This window comes from Pseudomonas sp. FP198 (assembly GCF_030687895.1).
Lineage (GTDB): Bacteria > Pseudomonadota > Gammaproteobacteria > Pseudomonadales > Pseudomonadaceae > Aquipseudomonas.
Map to the genome: position 1 here is coordinate 2,769,999 of NZ_CP117452.1, position 18,991 is coordinate 2,788,989.

At 63.5% G+C, this 18,991-nt stretch carries 17 protein-coding genes; 10 read left to right on the forward strand and 7 right to left on the reverse strand.

All coding sequences use genetic code 11. The features are described 5' to 3' along the window. Nucleotides 1-89 precede the first annotated feature (89 nt). The 4 genes from PSH78_RS12735 to PSH78_RS12750 are packed head-to-tail and all read right to left on the reverse strand — an operon-like array spanning nt 90 to nt 4,727. On the reverse strand, nt 90-572 hold the full coding sequence (locus PSH78_RS12735; RefSeq protein WP_305500942.1) for a response regulator: 483 nt from the start codon (nt 570-572) through the stop codon (nt 90-92). Continuing rightward, entirely contained in the window at nt 569-2,881 is a 2,313-nt protein-coding gene (locus tag PSH78_RS12740) for an ATP-binding protein (RefSeq protein ID WP_305500944.1), read from the reverse strand. Before PSH78_RS12740 ends, PSH78_RS12735 begins: the two co-directional genes overlap by 4 nt. Continuing rightward, entirely contained in the window at nt 2,878-3,546 is a 669-nt protein-coding gene (locus PSH78_RS12745; protein ID WP_305500945.1) for a response regulator transcription factor, read from the reverse strand. The genes PSH78_RS12740 and PSH78_RS12745 overlap by 4 nt, the downstream gene beginning before the upstream one ends. Beyond that, complete coding sequence (locus PSH78_RS12750; protein WP_305500947.1) at nt 3,543-4,727, reverse strand: sensor histidine kinase; 1,185 nt, start codon at nt 4,725-4,727, stop codon at nt 3,543-3,545. Before PSH78_RS12750 ends, PSH78_RS12745 begins: the two co-directional genes overlap by 4 nt. Nucleotides 4,728-4,902: 175 nt before the next feature. Here PSH78_RS12750 and PSH78_RS12755 point away from each other — a divergent pair, with 175 nt between their 5' ends. The 4 genes from PSH78_RS12755 (at nt 4,903) to PSH78_RS12770 (ending at nt 9,516) form a co-directional block, all read left to right on the forward strand. Then, nucleotides 4,903-5,424: an SgcJ/EcaC family oxidoreductase gene (locus PSH78_RS12755; protein ID WP_305500949.1), complete on the forward strand. Its 522-nt coding sequence runs from the start codon at nt 4,903-4,905 to the stop codon at nt 5,422-5,424. Nucleotides 5,425-5,574: 150 nt separating this feature from the next. Further along, nucleotides 5,575-6,084 (forward strand): sigma-70 family RNA polymerase sigma factor, encoded by a 510-nt coding sequence (locus PSH78_RS12760; protein WP_305500951.1) that lies wholly within the window; start codon nt 5,575-5,577, stop codon nt 6,082-6,084. After that, nucleotides 6,084-7,025, forward strand: a complete 942-nt coding sequence (locus tag PSH78_RS12765) for a FecR domain-containing protein (RefSeq protein WP_305500953.1) — start codon at nt 6,084-6,086, stop codon at nt 7,023-7,025. Before PSH78_RS12760 ends, PSH78_RS12765 begins: the two co-directional genes overlap by 1 nt. A gap of 67 nt (nt 7,026-7,092) precedes the next feature. Next, entirely contained in the window at nt 7,093-9,516 is a 2,424-nt protein-coding gene (locus PSH78_RS12770) for a TonB-dependent receptor (protein ID WP_305500954.1), read from the forward strand. Nucleotides 9,517-9,616: 100 nt separating this feature from the next. On the opposite strand, the gene PSH78_RS12775 is transcribed toward PSH78_RS12770, so the two are convergent. After that, nucleotides 9,617-10,018 (reverse strand): hypothetical protein, encoded by a 402-nt coding sequence (locus PSH78_RS12775; RefSeq protein WP_305500956.1) that lies wholly within the window; start codon nt 10,016-10,018, stop codon nt 9,617-9,619. A gap of 249 nt (nt 10,019-10,267) precedes the next feature. On the opposite strand from PSH78_RS12775, the gene PSH78_RS12780 reads away from it, so the two are divergent. Then, nucleotides 10,268-11,338 (forward strand): M28 family peptidase, encoded by a 1,071-nt coding sequence (locus PSH78_RS12780; protein ID WP_305500958.1) that lies wholly within the window; start codon nt 10,268-10,270, stop codon nt 11,336-11,338. Between the two features lie 114 nt (nt 11,339-11,452). Here the strand turns inward: PSH78_RS12780 and PSH78_RS12785 are convergent, their stop codons facing one another. Both PSH78_RS12785 and PSH78_RS12790 read right to left on the reverse strand, forming a co-directional pair. Beyond that, nucleotides 11,453-11,932 carry a nuclear transport factor 2 family protein gene (locus PSH78_RS12785; protein ID WP_305500959.1) on the reverse strand — a complete coding sequence of 160 codons (480 nt, stop codon included), beginning with the start codon at nt 11,930-11,932 and terminating at the stop codon, nt 11,453-11,455. 92 nt (nt 11,933-12,024) lie between these two features. Next, a complete protein-coding gene (locus tag PSH78_RS12790; protein ID WP_305500961.1) occupies nt 12,025-12,591 on the reverse strand; it encodes a TetR/AcrR family transcriptional regulator in 567 nt (188 codons plus the stop codon). Nucleotides 12,592-12,715: 124 nt separating this feature from the next. Here PSH78_RS12790 and pssA point away from each other — a divergent pair, with 124 nt between their 5' ends. From pssA to PSH78_RS12815, 5 genes are all read left to right on the forward strand, one after another. Beyond that, nucleotides 12,716-14,059 carry a CDP-diacylglycerol--serine O-phosphatidyltransferase gene (gene pssA, locus PSH78_RS12795; RefSeq protein WP_305500963.1) on the forward strand — a complete coding sequence of 448 codons (1,344 nt, stop codon included), beginning with the start codon at nt 12,716-12,718 and terminating at the stop codon, nt 14,057-14,059. A gap of 11 nt (nt 14,060-14,070) precedes the next feature. Further along, nucleotides 14,071-15,087: an AraC family transcriptional regulator gene (locus PSH78_RS12800; RefSeq protein WP_305500965.1), complete on the forward strand. Its 1,017-nt coding sequence runs from the start codon at nt 14,071-14,073 to the stop codon at nt 15,085-15,087. Between the two features lie 259 nt (nt 15,088-15,346). Beyond that, nucleotides 15,347-17,011 (forward strand): AMP-binding protein, encoded by a 1,665-nt coding sequence (locus PSH78_RS12805; protein ID WP_305500967.1) that lies wholly within the window; start codon nt 15,347-15,349, stop codon nt 17,009-17,011. Nucleotides 17,012-17,027: 16 nt separating this feature from the next. Next, on the forward strand, nt 17,028-17,789 hold the full coding sequence (locus PSH78_RS12810) for an SDR family NAD(P)-dependent oxidoreductase (protein WP_305500969.1): 762 nt from the start codon (nt 17,028-17,030) through the stop codon (nt 17,787-17,789). 11 nt (nt 17,790-17,800) lie between these two features. Then, on the forward strand, nt 17,801-18,988 hold the full coding sequence (locus PSH78_RS12815; RefSeq protein WP_305500971.1) for an acetyl-CoA C-acyltransferase: 1,188 nt from the start codon (nt 17,801-17,803) through the stop codon (nt 18,986-18,988). The last annotated feature ends 3 nt before the right edge of the window (nt 18,989-18,991 follow it).

Here is an 18,991-nt window from a genome sequence, read left to right on the forward strand (position 1 = left end):
TGCCCTTGTGGCGAGGGAGCAAGCTCCCTCGCCACACTAGGTCCGCAACTTCACCCCAACGCGGATTAAATAGCCGCGATTACGCCACACTATGCTGACGGCTCGATGCGCTGGTCAGCCGTTCCTCGATGCTGGCGCAACAATTCGATCTGCTCGGCGGGAATCAATGTACGCAGCGATTTGTACAGGGCTCGGGTTTCCAGCAGATTCCAGACCCGCAGCATGGTTTCCAGGGCGTCGAGGGGCTTGCTGATGAAGTCCCGGGCGCCTAATGCCAGGGCCCGCAGGCGGGTGTCGCGGGTGGCGTCGGCGGTCAGTACCAGGATCGGCAGGTAGTCATTGGCCGGGATGCGCCGGTTGAGCTGCTCCAGCACGGCAAACCCGTCGAAGGCCGGCATGTGCAGGTCGAGGATCACCAGGTCGGGCTCAAAACTGTTGAACAGGTCGAGTGTGCGCAACGGCTCGGTGCTGCTCAGCACGTTGTGCAGCCCTTCACGGGCCAGCAGTTGTTCCATCAGCTCAAGGTTGGGGCGCTGATCGTCGATAATCAGGATGCGCAGATCGCGATTCATGCGGACTCCGGTAAATAACGTTCAAGGTGACCGAGGAAGGCCTGGATATGAATGGGCTTGGTCAGGATCGCCGTGGCGCCGGCCTCGCGCAGGGCGCGGTGGGTGAGGTCGCTGGCATCCGCGGTGATCATCAGCACCGGCGTGGACGCGGTCGCCGCCGACTGGCGCAACCGACGCAGCACCTCCAGCCCCTCCAGGTCCGGCAATGTCACGTCCAGCAGGATCAACTGCGGCGCGTGCTGGCGCGCCAGGTCGAGGCCCAACTGGCCTTGCATGCTCGATAGCAGCTGGATGCCCGGGCGACGCTGCATCAGGGTTTCGATCAAGGCGAGGCTCGACAGGTTGTCTTCGATGCACAGGACCTTGCCGTCGAACTCGGTGCGCGGGCGGGTGATTTCCAACGCCGCCAAGGGCGGCAGCTGGGCGCCGGACACCTGGGCAGCGGGCAAGCGCAAGGTGAAGCAGCAGCCTTGTCCCGGTTCGCTGAGTACCTGAAGGCTACCCTGCATCATCTCCAGCAGGCTTTTGCTCAGGGACAGTCCCAGGCCTGTGCCTTCGACCTGCGGGTCGGCGCCCAGGCGTTCGAACGGCTTGAACAACTGGTCCAACTGTTCGGGGGCGATGCCGTGCCCGGTGTCGCTGACGGCAATGCCCACCTGTTGGCCCTCGACGCTCACTTCGATGCGCACCTCGCCGCCGGGCCGGTTGTACTTGATGGCGTTGGAGAGCAGGTTGAGCAACACCTGGACCAGGCGTTGGCGATCGGCAAGCACGCCACTGCCTTCGGGCAGCGCGGGCAGGGCGGCCAGATGAATTCCCGAATCCGCCGCCATCGGCGATACCAGCGTCAAGGCTTCGTGCAGCACGGTCGGCAGGGCAATTGGCTCGATGTTCAGGGGCAGCCGGCCGGCTTCGATCCGGGCGATGTCGAGCACTTCGTTGATCAACGCGAGCAAATGCTGGCCGGCGCGCAGGATGTGGCTGACCTGCGGGCGCTGGCCGGCGACCGAGTCCATGTCCAGCAATTGCGCGAAGCCGAGGATGGCGTTCAGCGGCGTGCGCAACTCATGACTCATGCGCGAAAGAAACTCGCTCTTGGCCCGGCTCGCGCTTTCCGCTTCCTCACGGGCGGTACGCAGGGCGATTTCAGCGGTGCGCCGGTCGGTGATGTCGCGGGTGATCTTGGAGAAGCCACGCAGCGCGCCGGTGCTATCGTATTGAGTGGTGATGACCACGCTGGCCCAGAAGCGACTGCCGTCCTTGCGACAACGCCAGCCTTCTTCCATGTAATGGCCGTCGCGGGTCGCCTCGCGCAGGGCCATTTCGGGGTGGGCCGGGCACTCTTCGGCCAGGTAGAACAGCGAGAAATGCCGGCCGAGTACCTCCTGTTCGGTATAGCCCTTGATCCGCTCGGCCCCGGCATTCCAGGTGATCACATGGCCCTTGGCGTCGAGGGCAAAAATGCCGTAGTCCTTGACGCCATCGATGATCAGCCGCAGGCGTTCCTCGTTATCGCGCAGGGCGCGCTCGCGTTCGGCGAGCAACTGCCCGGCCTCCACCAGACGGGTGCCCAACTGGCCGATTTCGTCTTTCTCCGGCGGTTGCGGCAACAACGGCTGGCCCAGCGCCAGGCGCTGGGCGTTGCCTTGCACCTGCTGGACCCGGGCGACGATGCCCTTGGACAGGAACAGCACCGCGACGATCGCCCCGAACAGCCCGCAGACCGCCGCGAGCAGGGTCGCGAACAGCAAGCGCATGCGCGTAGCCGACGCGGCGGCGCTGCGGTCGGCGAGCAGGGCATCCTCGCGGATGCGCATGGCGCTGATCTGCTCGCGCAGCACGTCGAGCACCTGTTTGTTTTCGATCAGGATCGCGGTGATGGCCGCGGTGTCGTCCGCCTTGCCGGTGCGCAACGCCTGCAACCCGGCAAGCTTTTCGGTAATCAGCGGGGTAATGGTCTTGAGGTGCTCGCGCATCCTCGCGTCACGGATATTGTGATCCAGGCGTTGCAATGCAGCCTGGATCCTCGGGGTGGCCTGTTCGTAGCCGGGCAGGAAATCTTCACGCCGGGTCAGCAGGTAACCGCGCACGCTGGCCGCGGCCTCGGCCAGCAACGTGTGCACGGCCTGGATGTCGCCCTGGACCAGCAGCACCCGGCGCACATCCTCTTCGGCACGGGCTGTCTGGCGTTCGGTGATGTAGATCAGCACCAGCGACAGCAGCAGGACCACCAACGGCAGCGAGATCACCACCAACGCCTTGCCCCGTAACGGCAAGTCGGCCCATCTCCGGGCTGCCAGAAACCTCATGGCCATTGTCCGCTGGGCTGCGCCACCAGCCCCAGGGCAACGCCGCGTACCGCCGCCTGGGTCCGGTCGGCCGCGCCGAGCTTGCCGATGACCCGCTCCACATGCGCTTTGGCCGTGCCGGGGGCGATGCCGAGCTTTTCACCGATCTCGCGATTACTGAACCCCCCGGCCACCAACCCGAGTACCTGGCGTTCGCGCGCGGTCAGGGCCTGGACGGGCGTTGCACCGTTGGCACTGCGTTCGGCCATGCGGCGCAACAGACGGGCGCTGACCGAACTGTTCAGTGCCTCTTCTCCCTGGGCGACCCGCCTGAGGGCCTGGAGCATTTCCTCGCGGCTGGCATCCTTGAGCAGATAGCCGACGGCGCCCGCAGCGATGGCCGCTTCGAGGTGGTCGGGGCTGTCGTCCATGGTGAAGATCATCACTTTGATCTGCGGCTGGCGTTGTTGCAGGATGCGCGCCGCGCCGAGGCCATTGAGCACCGGCATGCGGATGTCGAGGATGGCGATGTCCGGCTGTAGCCGCTCGCACAGGTCGAGCGCCTCCTGGCCGTCGCAGGCCTGGCCGACGACTTCGAACCCTTCGGTACCGGCGAGCATGGAAATGAACCCGGTGCGGGTCACTTCGTGATCATCGGCCAACAGCAGGCGCAGGGGACGATTCATGGCTGTGCTCCGTGGGCTGGCAACGGCACGCTGGCCAGCAATCGAGTGCCGCGGGCGGGTGCGCTACGACAGTCCAGTTGGCCGCCCAGCAGGCTCGCGCGCTCCTGCATGGCGGCCAGGCCGAGGTGGCAGCTGCCATTGGTCTCGATGGGTTGTTCCAGGGCGAATCCGCAGCCATCGTCCTCGACCCGTAGCCAAGCCTGGCCGTCTCGCACCGCCAGCCCGAGGGAAACCTGACTGGCCTGGGCGTGCTTGAGAATGTTGTTGATGCCTTCCTGGGCGATGCGAAACAGCGCAATCTCGGTATTACCCGGCAGGCGCGCGATGCTGTGCTCGACCCAATCGACCCTCAGCCCAGCGTCACGCAGACGATCGGCCTCCTTGTCGACGGCTTTGTACAAGCCAAAATCGTCGAGCACATGCGGACGCAGGCCACCGATCAGTTGCCGACCTTCGCCGACGCAGCCCTGAGCCAGTTCGAGAATGCTCCGCAGTTCATCGGCCAGCGCCGCCGGCAAAGGCGGGCAGCGACCGGCGAACCCCTGGAGGCGTTGATGCAAGCCGGCGAGGTTCTGCGCGAGGCCATCGTGCAGGTCATAGGCCACGCGCTTGCGCTCGTCCTCCTGGGCGCTGAACAACCGATGGACCAGCTCGGACATGGTCCGCTCGCGGGCCTGGAGCGTTTGCAGCAGGCGGCTGTTCTCCAGGTGCGCCGCCAACAGCGTGGCCAGCAGTTGCAGCGATTCGATGTCTTCATTGTCTGGGGCGCCCAAGGGCACGCTGTTGCCTAATAGCAGCGCGCCGAACGCAACGCCGTCGGACCCGCGCAGCGGGATCCGCAGGATCTGCGGCAACGGCGTGCCGGGGCGATCCATCCATTGCGAAGCGGGCGAGGGCGGTTGGGCCAGCTCGGCGAGCAGCTCGAGGCGCTCGCCGCTGCCGTGGCTGGCGACGGTCTGCAACTGGCCGTCGGCGTTCCATTCCAGCAACAGACCGTGATCCATGGCGACGAACGCGCACGCACGTTCTACCGCGCGTTGGCGCATCTGCGCCAACGGCAAGCGGGTCAGTTCGTGCCCGGTGCCCAACAACAGGCCCAGGCGCGCCGCCCGGCTTTGCGACTGGCGATACTGGGTGCGGATCGCCAAGGCGCTGCCAGGGTCATGGGGTGGGCTTTGCATGGGGAACTCCAGCGTGGAAGGGGAAACCGGCGCGGTTGGTGATGGTTTCATTAAACCCTGTGATCGACACCCGGCCTATCTGCCGAATGGCATAGGCGATCGGCACCGGTTGGCCGATGGCGAGGCTTGCGAAGGCCGGCACAGTGGGCTCATTGAAACCCAAAGGAACGCTACGATGAAAATGAAAACCTGTGCCATTGCCGCTTTTCTTCTGCTGGGCGCGCCCCTTGCCCAAGCGCTGGAGACCACGCCGTTTGTCTACAGCACCGTGGCCGAGCAGCCGCAGAACGTCAATGACCGTGAAATCGCCGGGCTGTTCGACCGCTGGAACGCTGCGTTGAAGACCGGCAGTGCTGTCGCGGTCACCAGCCTGTACGCCCCGGATGCGATTCTGCAACCGACCGTCTCCAACAAGGTGCGCAGTACCCCGGCGCAGATCCAGGACTATTTCGTGCACTTCCTGGCGGCCAAGCCGGTCGGGGTAATCAACTACCGGGAAATCCGTCACCTGGGGCCTGACGCGGCGATGGACAGCGGAGTCTATACCTTTACGCTGACCCAGGCCGACGGTTCCAAGCGGGAAGTGCAGGCGCGCTATACCTTCCTCTACGAGCGACTCGACGGCCAGTGGAAAATCATCAACCATCACTCGTCGGCCATGCCGGAAGTACCCAAGACCCTGCAGGCCAGCCACTGACGGCGGGCGATATACGGCGCGCCCTTGGTGTCCAAGGGCGCCTGCTTCGCCAGAGGTTTTGACCGTCGATGAATTAAAGCCTTGGAATCACCTGGGAACATTAATTAGAATCAGTCTCATTTAAGACATTCTTGCCCAGGGCCACTTCACATGCTTGATGCAGCTAAGCCGGCGGAGCACGCCCTCGACGCGTTATACCGTGACCATGGCGGTTGGCTGGAAGGCTGGTTGCGACGGCGCATGGGCAATGCCTGGGATGCCGCCGACCTGCGCCAGGATACGTTCTTGCGCGTACTGTCCAGCGCCCAGTCGCTGGCCGACCTGCATGAACCGCGCGCCTACCTGTTGACGGTGGGCAAGCGCTTGTTGAGCAATTTCTACACGCGCCGCCATCTGGAACAGGCTTATCTCGACGCGTTGGCCAGCCTGCCCGCCGAATGCGTGCCGTCTCCAGAGCAGCGCTGGCTGCTGCTGGAAACCCTGCAGGCCCTGGACGAGTTGCTTGATGGCCTGCCGCCGATGGTGCGTCGGGCGTTCCTGTGGAGCCAGCTCGAAGGCCTCGGCTATCGCGAGATCGCCGAGCGCCTGCAAGTCTCCGAACGCACCGTGAAGCGTTATATGGCCCAGGCCTACGAACATTGCCTGTTGGTGGACTTCTGATGCGCCAGGCTCCGTCGGCCGAAGCCCGTGAAGTCGCCCGGGCGGCGGCTCGGTGGCTGGCGCTGATCGAGTCAGGCGCCGATGAATTCGATCATGGCGCGTTGCAGCGCTGGCGCGAAAGCAAGGCCGAGCACGAAGCGGCCTGGCAGAAAGCCCAGCGCCTGCGCCAGCGGTTTGCCGAGGTGCCGTCAGCGTTGGGCCTGGCCACCCTGGATCGTCCCGCACTGGCCCGTCGCAGCGTACTCAAGCGCGCGTTGGGTGTCGCCGCGCTGGTACCGACCGCCTGGTTGCTGGGACGCGAACTGCCGCTGGAGGCCTGGCGCGCCGACCTGCACACCGCCATCGGGGAACGCCGTCGGTGGACGCTGGCCGGTGGCAACGTTTTGCACTTGAACACTGACAGCGCTGTGGACCTTGACCTTGAGGCGCGCCGCCTGATGCTGCTGCGCGGCGAGATCGCGCTGAAAGTCGTCGACGGCCCCTTGGCGGTCCAGCTGCCCTACGGTGCTGTGAGTGTCGGCCGAGGCGAAGTCTGCATTCGCCTGGATCAACGCAGCTGCCGGGTTTCGGTAGTCAGCGGCGCGGTGCAACTGCAACCTGCGCAAGGGCCAGCGCTGAGGCTCGAAGAAGGCCAACAGGTCGACCTGAGTGCCACTGGCGCGGGTGCGGCCAGCACATTCGACGCCGGGCAGATGGGCTGGCGTGAAGGCGTACTCGTGGCGCAGAACCAGCCGCTGGGGGATTTCCTTCGGGAGCTGGACCGCTATCGCCCCGGCGTGTTGCGCTGGGACGAAGGGTTGGAAGCGCTCCGCGTCACCGGCAGCTTCCGTCTGGAAAACACCGACCGGATCCTCGCGTTGCTCTCGGCCAGCCTGCCGCTTGAGGTGCACATGCGTACCCGCTATTGGGTCACCTTGACGCCGCGAAAAAATATCGCCTGAAGCCTGTCCCCTTTTTTTGTCTCGCTTGTCATTCAAGGCAACTGAACAAAAAACGAGAGTTGCTCCAATGCCCGCAGCAGTATCTTTACGTTTTCGTCCGGCCCTTGCTGGCTGGCGCCCGTTGCTGAACCTGAGCCTCATGCTGAGCCTGAGCTCCAGTGCGTTTTTCATCTCGCCCAGCCAGGCCGAGGAAAGCGCCCGGCGCAGCTATCAGGTTCCCGCCGGCAGCCTCGGCGCCGCACTGACCCGGTTCGCCGGGCAGGCTGGCGTCAACCTCTCGGTGGACCCGGCCCTGGTGAGCGGTCGCAACAGTGCCGGGCTCGCTGGCGAGTTTGGCGTGGAGGAGGGATTTGCCCGGCTGTTGCAGGGTTCCGGCCTGCAGTTGCAGCCAGTGGGCGAACAGGCCTACATGCTCACTCCGGCGGCGCAAGGCAGCAGCCTGCAGCTGGCGCCGACTTCGATTTTCGGTGCCACCGGCGCGACGCAAGGCGATCCCTACGCAGGGGGGCAGGTGGCACGGCGTGGATCCCAGGGCTTGCTCGGCTCCCGTGACTTCATGGAAACACCGTTCAGCATGACCACGTACACGGGGGAGACGGTCAAGAATCTGCAAGCACGGACCCTCGGTGACCTGGTCGCCAGCGATCCCTCGGTGCGCGCCACCAACCCGGCGGGCGGGCGTTATGAGCAATTCACCATTCGTGGCTTGAGCCTGTTCAACAGTGACGTGGCCTACAACGGCCTTTATGGCGTACTGCCGACTTATACCATCGACATGGAGATGGCCGATCGCGTCGACATCCTCAAGGGCCCGACCCAACTGATCAACGGGATCTCGCCGCGAGGCAGCGTCGGCGGCGGGATCAACATAGTGCCCAAGCGGGCCACCGACAAGCCGATCACATCGCTGACCGGCAGCTATGCCTCCGATAGCCAGCCCGGCGCTGCCGTGGATGTCGGCCGCCGTTTTGGCGAGGACAACCAGTTCGGCGTGCGTTTCAACGGCGTCAAGCAGGCCGGCGACACCGACTGGGATCATCAGCGCGTGGATCGCCAGATGGCCGTGCTGGGCCTGGATTTTCGTGGCGAGCGCCTGCGTCTTTCTACCGATATCGGCCACACCGAGCGTGACACCGACGCACCGCAGGAGCGCGTCCAGGTCGGCGCCGCCGCGCCGGTGCCGCACGCCAGCGATGTGCGGCGCAACTATGCGCAGCATTGGAGCAAGGCGCGCACCGAGGACACCTTCGGCGCGGTGAACGGCGAATTCGACGTCAGCGATTCGGTCATGCTTTACGGCGGTGTCGGGGCGCGTAAAAGCAACCACGACTTTCTGCGGCACAACGTGTCGGTCACTAATGCGGCCGGCGATTTCACCGTGTCGCCCCGGGATTTTACCCGGGACGAGAATGTGCGGACGGCCAATGCCGGGGTGCGCAACTGGTTTCAGACCGGCCCGGTGAGCCATGAGCTGAACCTGGCGGCCAGTTATTTCTACATGGACTTCGAAAACGGCGGCGCCCGTTATGCCAACGGGCGCAGCAACCTGTATGACCCGGTGCCGACACCGACGCCGAACACCCCCACGCGGGCGGACCCGAAGGTCTACACCGAGAACCACTTCAGCGGCGTGGCGCTGTCCGACACCCTGGGTTTCTTCGATGACCGCCTGCTGCTGACCCTGGGCGCCCGCTGGCAGCGGGTGGAAGTCGACGACTGGTCTGATGGGGTCAAGGGGCCCACCGCCTATGACGAGGAAAAAGTCTCGCCGTCGGGCGGCATCCTGTTCAAGGCCACCGACAAGCTGTCCCTCTACGCCAACTACATGGAAGGCTTGAGCCAGGGCAAGATCGCGCCGACGTCCTCGGACAACAGCGATGAAATCTTCCCGCCGTTCATCAGCCGCCAGGTCGAGGTTGGCGCCAAGTACGATGCCGGCGCGCTGGCCGTTACCGCCGCCGTGTTCCGGATCAAGCAACCGGCCTATGCCACCGACGCCACGACCAACGTCTTCGGCCCGAACGGCAAGCGCGAGAACACCGGCGCGGAAGTCAGCGTGTTCGGTGAACCGTTCAAGGGATTGCGCCTGCTCGGTGGCGTGATGTACATCGACAGCGAACTGACCGACACCACCAACCCTGCGTTTGACGGCAACCGCGCGCCGGCGACACCGGAGTACAACGTCAACCTGGGCGCCGAATGGGATGTGCCGACTGTGCAGGGGTTGACCCTGACCAGTCGCGGCATCTATTCCAGCTCGCAGTACCTGGATCCGTCCAATACCAAGGAAATCGATTCCTGGGAGCGGTTCGACGTCGGTGCGCGGTATGCCTTCAAGGTCGATGACAAACACATCACCTTGCGCGCCAATATCGAGAACGTGGCGGACAAGCGCTATTGGAGCTCGGCCGGGGCTTCGGACGACAGCGAGCCGGGGCTGACCCTGGCGACGCCGCGCACTTACCTGGTGTCGGCGACTGTCGATTTCTGATCGGGTTGCTGTTTATCCAACATCTACATTGACTGACCCGCCGCCATCGCGAGCAGGCTCGCTCCCACAGGGGGATGCATTGGCATTTTAGAAAACAATATCAGCCGTCGCGAAACAGGTCGTGGGCATCAAGCAGCCGCCAGGCGATTTCAGGCCGTTTCTCCAAGCCCCGACGGATCGCCGCCGGAATCGACTGGCGAATCTTGCGGCACAGGCCTGGCTGCTCCTGGAATTCGATAGCAATGCCGCGCATGGTCCGCACTTCGTTGTAACCCGGCTCGATGGTTACCCGTACGCCGAGGTTTTCATACAGCCGCTGCTGCAAGCGTTCAAGCTCGTCCAGGCTCTGGATGTTTTCCAATCGCTCAAGCAGGCGTTTTTCTTCCTGACGATTCAGGCAAAGGATGCGCAAATCGCTGCCTGGGGTTTGCAGCAACGCATCACGCCCGCAATCACAGATACCGGGCGGGCAGGGGGGACGGATCGGAATCGACGCGGTCATGGGCTCCACAAGCTCTGCGACACAACAAAACCGCCTTTGGGCGTAAGGACGACCTCGGCAATGTGATGCCTGGCAGCGCGCTGGTCAAGCCTCCACGGGGGCCGCTTGTCCGCGTCCGAATCGGCTCCGCTCGTCTGTTTTGCCGTGATCCGATCAAATTTTTCAGCGCCGGGCGGGCTCAAGAAGACAAACACGTCGCGGCTCGCTCCGACAGTTGAGCCGCTCCCGGAAAAAAGGAGAACCCATCGAATGCAACCCGATCCGTCCACCTTACCGCTGCTGGAAGAACTGCTGATGGCCCGTGGGCCCGGCGGGCAGGAGCATGAAGTGCGCGACATCTGCCGGCGGGAACTGGAACCGCATTGCGCTGAGAGCTGGGTCGACCCGGCCGGTAATGTCATCGGCCTGATCAAGGGCACACGCCCGAGCGGCAAGGCGAACCAGCCCATCCGGATCATGGCGCACCTGGACGAAATCGCCATGCTGGTCAAACGCATCGAGCCCGACGGCACGTTGCGCGTGGTGGCCCTGGGCGGCGCCAATCCGATCAATTTCGGGGTGTGCCCGGTGGACATTCTCGGCGACCGGGATTTCATTCCCGGCGTACTCTCGTTCGGATCGATGCATAGCACCGGTGAAACCCATCAGGGCGCCGATGTGCTGTCGGGGAATGTCAATTGGGGCGATGTCCATGTGATCACTCGGTGCTCCGGTGAGCAATTGCAAGCGCACGGCGTGCGGCCAGGTACCCGGGTAGTGCTGAGCCAGCATTGGCGGCGTCCGTTCCGGGTCGGCGATGCCATCGCGGCGCATTTCCTCGACGACCGCGCGCCGATGGTCGCGACATTGCAGGCCGCAAAGTTATTGGCTGAGCGCCGCGAAGAACTGAAGAACGACGTTTATTTCGTCTTCACCACGCAAGAGGAAGAGTCCAATGCCGGAGCGCTTTATGCCGCCAGCCATCTGCCGGGGGATGCCACGGTGGCGGTTGAGGTCGGCCCGGTCATTTCCGAGTACGCTACCCGATTGAGCGTCGATCCGATCATCAACACCGGCGACCAGAACGGCTGCTACAACCGTGACATCGTCGACCAGTTGTACCAGGCCGGCAAACGTCGCGGGTTGACGCCTCAGTTCGCGCTGCTGGTGGATTTTGCCAGTGACGCCAGCGCAATCATGAGCAGCGGCGTGTCGGCCCAGGGTGGCTGCATTGCCATTCCGACGGAAAACACCCACGGTTACGAGCTGATCCTGGAAGGCAGTATCGAGGCCTGCGCGGTAACGTTGCTGGAATTCCTGCTGGATCGCGGCCACGACTGACACGCCATCTGCCAATGTGGGAGCGAGCTTGCTCGCGATAGCGGTGGGTCAGCCAACGCAAATATCGACTGTGCCATCCCATCGCGAGCAAGCTCGCTCCCACAGGGTTTTGTGTTACAGCCCCAATTCGGACAGCCCCGGATGACCATCCGGACGACGGCCCAACGGCCAATGGAATTTACGCTCGCTTTCCTTGATCGGCAGGTCGTTGATGCAGGCGTAGCGATTGGACATCAAGCCATTCTCGTCGAACTCCCAGTTTTCGTTGCCGTAGGAGCGGAACCAGTTGCCTGAGTCGTCGTGCCATTCATAGGCATAACGCACGGCGATGCGGTTGTCGGTGAACGCCCAGAGCTCCTTGATCAGCCGGTAATCCAGCTCCTTGGCCCATTTGCGGGTCAGGAAGGCCTTGGCTTCTTCCCGGCTATGGACGAACTCGGCGCGGTTACGCCACTGGGTGTCGAGGGTGTAGGCCAGCGATACCTTCTGCGGATCGCGAGAGTTCCAGCCGTCTTCGGCCAGGCGAACTTTCTCGATCGCTGTTTCACGGGTGAACGGCGGCAGCGGCGGGCGAACTTCAGCAGAGGACGACATGGTTAAGCTCCCGATAAATGAATGATGAATTGCACTACTTTCTGTCTCAACGGCGGTCTGTCTCAACGACGGTCTTGCGATACGCGTGTTGCTTATTCGATAGCCAGCAGGGTTTTCAGCACGTCCTGCGCCTGATCGGCTGCATTGTGATCACCCATGACCAGTGCAACGGTGATGGCCCCATCGATCAGGATAAGCAGCTTCCCCGCCAGCACTTGCGGTTGCTCGATGCCTTGATCGCTGCACAGGCGGGTTAGATAGTCGAGCAGCTTCTGTTTGTGCATCTTTGCCACCTGGCGGACCGGGTCCTGCGGGTCGCCGGTTTCGCCGCTGGTATTGATGAAGGCGCAACCGCGAAAACCTTCGCTGTCGAACCAGCCCTTGAGCACCGGAAACAGGTTCAGCAACCGCGCGAGCGGCGTCGTCGCCTTGTCCACTTCGCTGCTGAACCAGCGCATCCAGCGTTCATCGCGGCGCTTGAGGGCGGCGACGACCAGGTCCTCCTTGTTGGCGAAGTAGCGGTAGATGCTTTTCCTCGAGACGCCGGCGGTTTTCACCAGGAGATCCATGCCGGTGGCGGCGATGCCACTTTTGTAGATCAACTTTTCGGCGACATCGAGGATGATGTCGCGTGTTTCATTGCTAGTGATTTCGTTCATGGGTCGAACAGTAGAACGATCGTTCTCCTTGGTCAAATGTTTTTTCGTCGCGAAGGGGAGGCCCAAACCCGCGCGTCATGGTGTAAGCTCATCCGTTCTTCGGATTCGACCTTTTGCGAGCCTTATGCCGTCGCTTTTCAAACGCTCCCTGCTGCCCAAGCTGCGCAGCTTTCCACTCACCGCCGAGGCTGTGACCATCCTCGACGGCGCCGCCGAGTTTCGCCGTTGCCTGCTGGAAAAAATTGCCCAGGCGACCCAGCGCATCTACATCGTCGCGCTCTACTTGCAAGAGGACGAGGCCGGCCAGGAAATCCTTGACGCCTTGCATGCCGCCAAAGCCGCGCGCCCCGAGCTGGACATCGCCGTGGTGGTGGACTGGCTGCGGGCCCAGCGCGGCCTGATCGGCGCCAAGAAGCAGCCGGGCAACTCGGCGTGGTATCAACAGCAGACCCGCGTCCATGACAGCGAAGTGCCGATCTACGGCGTGCCAGTGCAGACTCGCGAGCTGTTCGGCGTGCTGCACTTGAAAGGCTTTGTGATCGATGATTGTGTGCTCTACAGCGGCGCGAGCCTGAACAACGTCTACCTGCACAAGTTCGACAAATACCGCTACGACCGATATCACCTGCTGCAGAACAGCGCACTGGCCGATTCGATGCATCACCTGGTGCAACACGGCCTGATCGCGTCCAGGGCGGTGCATCGCCTCGACCTGCCGGACCTGCCCAGCACCCGCAGCTTGCGCAAGGACATCGGCGACCTGCGCAGCCGCCTCAAATATGCAACCTACGACACCACGGCTGGCAGCCTCGACAAAGACGGCCTGTCGGTGAGCCCGCTGCTGGGCGTCGGCAAGAATAATCCGCTGAGCAAGGCGATCAGCGAGCTGATCGCCAGCAGCCGTCAGCAACTGACCATCTGCACGCCGTATTTCAACCTGCCACTGGCCGTGACCCGGGATATCAACCGGGCCCTGGCGCGCGGGGTACGGATCGACATCATCGTCGGCGACAAGACCGCCAACGATTTTTATATTCCGCCCAGCGAGCCGTTCAAGATCATTGCGGCATTGCCCTATCTGTACGAGATCAGCCTGCGCCGTTTCGCCAAGCGGCATCAGCGCTACATCGACAGCGGCCAGTTGAACCTGCATTTGTGGCGCGACGGCGATAATACCTACCACCTCAAGGGCATGTGGGTCGACGAGCGCTACACCTTGCTTACCGGCAACAACCTCAACCCGCGGGCGTTTCGCCTGGATCTGGAAAACGCCCTGTTGCTCGACGATCCCAAAGGGGAGTTGCTGGGGCCGCGGCAGGCTGAGCTGGAGCGGATCTATCAACACACCCGGCGGATCGAACGCTACCTGGACCTGGAGACCCTGCCGGACTATCCCGCCGCGGTGAGCAAGTTCCTGAAACGGGTCAGCCGGGTGCGAATAGAGCGACTGCTTTACCGGATCCTGTGAACCACCGCGCCATGTCGGAAAAAGACACCATCTCCATCCAGCTGGTGCGCGAGGCGCTGCTGCAGAGCTGCGCCCCTGGAGCCGCCACCGAAGAAGTCCTGAACAAGGTCGGTATCGACCCCGCCTGGCTCGACGAGCCCCAGGCGCGCGTGCCGGCCCATGCCTATGCGCGACTCTGGCGCCTGCTGGCCAGGCGGCTGGATGACGAGTTCTTCGGCATGGACCCGCGCAAGCTGAAGTCCGGCAGCCTGGCCTTCCTGTGCCAGTGCGCCATGGCCCAGCCGACGTTGGCGAACGGGTTGACGGCGGGGCTGGGTTTCCTCTCCTTGATGCTTGAACACCTGCCGGCGCAGTGGGTTCGCCAGCAAAGCCTGGCGGAAATCGTCCTGCTCGAAGACGACCAGGACCCGCGCCGGGCCTTTACCTATTTCACCTATTGGATGATCGTCCATGGCGTGGCCTGCTGGCTCGCCGGGCGGCGCATTCCGATCCTGTCCGTCGAGTTGCGTTGCCCGGCGCCGGATTTCTGCGATGACTATCGCGTGATGTTCTCGCAGAACCTGCGCTTCGACCGGCCGCGTACGCGGATGATTTTTTCCGCCGACTGCCTGGACCTGCCCATCCGCCGCAGTCCGGAGGAGCTCAAGCGCTTCCTGGCCCAGGCCCCGGCGAACATCCTGGTCAAATACCGCGACCCGCAAAGCCTCGCCAGCCGTATCCGCCATGATTTGCGCCAGCTGCCCGCCGAGCAGTGGCCGGAAACCGAGGCCCTGGCTCAACAACTCTGCGTTTCCGCATCGACCCTGCGCCGCCGCCTGGCGGATGAGGGCCAGACTTACCAGGGCCTGAAAGACAGCGTGCGCAAGGAACTGGCGATCGCCTGGCTGGCCGAGCCCTCCATCAGCTTCGTCGAAATCGCCGCGCGGCTGGGGTTTGCCGATGCCAGCTCGTTCTACAAGGCGTTTCGCAAGTGGTCCGGGTCTAATCCCGGGCACTATCGCAGCCTGATTCTCAGCGAGGCTGATTGATCCGGGTTCGTTGTTGACTGGGCTATCGCCATCGCGAGCAAGCTCGCTCCCACAGGTTTTGTAAACGACACTCCCCTGTGGGAGCGAGCTTGCTCGCGATGGCGGCCTTACAAACAACCGATTCCTTCAACAAAAAACATGGCCAAACCAGTCAAGCAACTTGAAAGCTTTGACCATTGCCCCGCGGCCCCTTCGGCGCGAGTATTTCCCTGCTATTCACGGTTCCCCCACCAATAAAAAGTACAGAGGGATTCTGGTCATGCGCGATTATTCGTCCGCCACGTCGCAGTTCGATTACCTGCACACTGCCAATGCCGCTTTGCACGGTTCGCTCGAGGCGCTCAACGCCTGCGTGGAGTGTTGCGACCGGCATGCCTTGCCGGGGCGCATCGCCTTGTTCTGGGAGGGCCGTGACGGCAGCGATGCGACCTGGACTTACCGTGACCTGCAGGACAACGCGGCGCGTTTCGCCAACTTCCTGCGCGCCCAAGGTGTTGGCAAGGGCGACAAGGTCGCCGGCCTGCTGCCGCGCAATGCCGAACTGCTGATCGTGGTGCTCGCCACCTGGCGTATCGGCGCGGTCTACCAGCCCCTTTTCACCGCATTCGGACCCAAGGCCATCGAGCACCGCCTCGGCAGCTCCGGCGCGCGCGTAGTGGTCACCGACGCCAGCAACCGGCCCAAGCTCAACGAAGTGCTCGGGTGCCCCACCATCGTTACGGTCGGCGGGGCGAAGGGCCAGGGCATCGTCCGCGGCGACTACAGTTTCTGGGCCGAACTGGCCAACCATTCCGACCAGTGCGAACCGCTGATGCTGACTGGCGAAGACCCGTTCCTGCTGATGTTCACCTCCGGTACCACCGGGCCGGCCAAGGCGCTGTCGGTTCCGCTCAAGGCCATCGTCGCGTTCCAGAGCTACATGCGCGACGCCGTGGATTTGCGTCCCGAAGATGCATTCTGGAACGTCGCTGACCCGGGCTGGGCCTACGGCATCTATTTTGGCGTGACCGGGCCTCTGGCGCTGGGGCATCCGATCACTTTCTACGATGGTCCCTTCACGTTGGAAAGCACTTGCCGGGTGATCAACAAATACGGCATCAGCAACCTGGCGGGCTCACCAACGGCCTACCGTTTGCTGATCGCTGGCGGCGAGCAGTTCGCCCGCTCGATCAAGGGCAAGCTGCGCATCGTCAGCAGCGCCGGCGAGCCGCTGAACCCGGAAGTGATCCGCTGGTTTGCCGAGAACCTGAACGTGGTGATCCATGACCATTACGGCCAGACCGAGCTGGGCATGGTGCTGTGCAACCACCATGGACTCGACCACCCGGTGCATTTGGGCGCGGCCGGTTTTGCCTCGCCGGGCCACCGCATCGTGGTGCTGGATGAAAATCAACGGGAGTTGGGGGTAGGGCAGCCAGGCATTCTTGCCGTCGATCGCAGCCAGTCGCCGATGTGCTGGTTCGCCGGTTACGAAGGCGGCCCGACCAAGGCGTTCGTCGGCGATTATTACCTGAGTGGCGATACCGTCGAATTCAACCCGGACGGCAGCATCAGTTTCGTCGGCCGCAGCGATGACGTGATCACCACGTCCGGCTATCGCGTTGGCCCGTTCGACGTGGAAAGCGCGCTGATCGAGCACCCGGCCGTGGTGGAAGCCGCGGTCATCGGCAAACCCGATCCTGAGCGCACCGAGCTGGTGAAAGCTTTTGTGGTGCTCAGCGCTCAGTACCGCGCAGCGCCGGAGCTGGCCGAAGAGTTGCGCCAGCATGTGCGCAAGCGCCTGGCGGCCCATGCATACCCCCGTGAAATCGAATTTGTCAGCGACTTGCCGAAGACCCCCAGCGGCAAGTTGCAGCGCTTTATCTTGCGCAACCAGGAGATCGCCAAGGCTCAAGAGGCCTTGGCGCAGAACGTTTCAGCTTGAATCCAAGGAAACCATGATGCAGATCGACAACAAGATTTTCCTCGTCAGCGGCGGTGCTTCCGGCCTCGGTGCGGCCACCGGCGAAATGCTCGTCAAGGCCGGCGCCAAGGTGATGCTGGTGGACCTCAACGCCGATGCGGTGGCCGCCCAGGCGCAAAAGCTCGGTTGCCGGAGCGTGGTCGCCGACATCAGTAACGAAGCCGCCGCCGAAGCGGCAGTCAAGGCCACGGTGGATGCGTTTGGTGGCTTGAATGGCCTGGTCAATTGCGCAGGCATCGTGCGCGGCGAAAAGATCCTCGGCAAGAACGGTCCTCACGCGCTCGCCAGCTTCAGCCAAGTGATCAACGTCAACCTGATCGGCAGCTTCAACCTGCTGCGCCTGGCCGCTGCGGCCATTGCCGAAACCGAGGCCAATGCCGACGGCGAACGTGGGGTGATCATCAATACCGCCTCGGTAGCAGCCTTCGACGGTCAGATCGGCCAGGCCGCCTACGCGGCGTCCAAGGGCGCGATTGCCAGCCTGACCCTGCCAGCCGCCCGTGAACTGGCGCGCTTCGGTATCCGCGTAATGACCATCGCTCCAGGGATCTTCGAAACCCCGATGATGGCCGGCATGACGCCGGAAGTACGTGACTCCCTGGCCGCCGGCGTGCCATTCCCACCGCGCCTGGGCAAACCCGCCGAGTACGCCGCGCTGGTCCGGCATATCATTGAAAACAGCATGCTCAACGGCGAGGTGATCCGTCTCGACGGCGCCTTGCGCATGGCCGCCAAATAGGAGGATTTGTCATGTACAACGATCCGATTGTCATTGTCAGCGCCGTCCGCACCCCGATGGGCGGCTTCCAGGGCGAGCTGAAAAGCCTCAGCGCGCCGCAGCTGGGTTCCGCCGCCATCAAGGCCGCCGTGGAGCGGGCCGGCATTTCGCCGCAAGCGGTTGAAGAAGTGCTGTTCGGTTGCGTGCTCGCCGCAGGGCAGGGCCAGGCACCGGCACGCCAGGCGGCGCTGGGCGCCGGGCTCGACAAATCGACCCGCTGCACCACCCTCAACAAGATGTGCGGTTCAGGTATGGAAGCGGCGATCCTCGCCCACGACATGCTCGTCGCCGGCAGCGCCGAAGTGGTGGTGGCTGGCGGTATGGAAAGCATGTCCAACGCGCCGTACCTGCTCGATCGTGCCCGCAGCGGCTTGCGCATGGGCCATGGCAAGGTGCTCGACCATATGTTCCTCGACGGCCTCGAAGACGCCTACGACAAGGGTCGCCTGATGGGCACATTTGCCGAAGACTGCGCCGAGACCAACGGCTACAGCCGTGAAGCCCAGGATGCCTTCGCCATCGCGTCCACCACCCGTGCCCAGCAAGCGATCAAGGACGGCAGCTTCGACGCCGAGATCGTGCCGGTGCAGGTCATGGTCGGCAAGGAACAGGTCACCATCCGTCACGACGAGCAGCCGCCCAAGGCGCGGATCGACAAGATCGCCACGCTCAAGCCGGCGTTCCGCGACGGTGGTACGGTAACGGCGGCCAACGCCAGCTCGATTTCCGATGGTGCCGCCGCCCTGGTGCTGATGCGCCAGAGCCAGGCGCAGCAGCGCGGTCTGAAACCGCTGGCGGTGATCCATGGCCATGCCGCGTTCGCCGACGCCCCGGGCCTGTTTCCCACGGCACCGATTGGTGCGGTGAAAAAACTACTGAGCAAGACCGGCTGGTCGCTGGACGAGGTCGATCTGTTCGAAGTCAACGAAGCTTTCGCCGTAGTCGGGTTGGTGACCATGGACAAGCTGGAAATTCCCCACGACAAGGTCAACGTCCACGGTGGTGCCTGTGCCCTGGGACATCCAATCGGTGCGTCCGGCGCGCGAATCCTGGTGACCCTGCTCTCGGCCCTGCGCCAGAAAGGCCTCAAGCGCGGCGTCGCGGCGATCTGCATCGGCGGCGGCGAAGCCACCGCCATGGCCGTTGAATGCCTGTACTGAGGA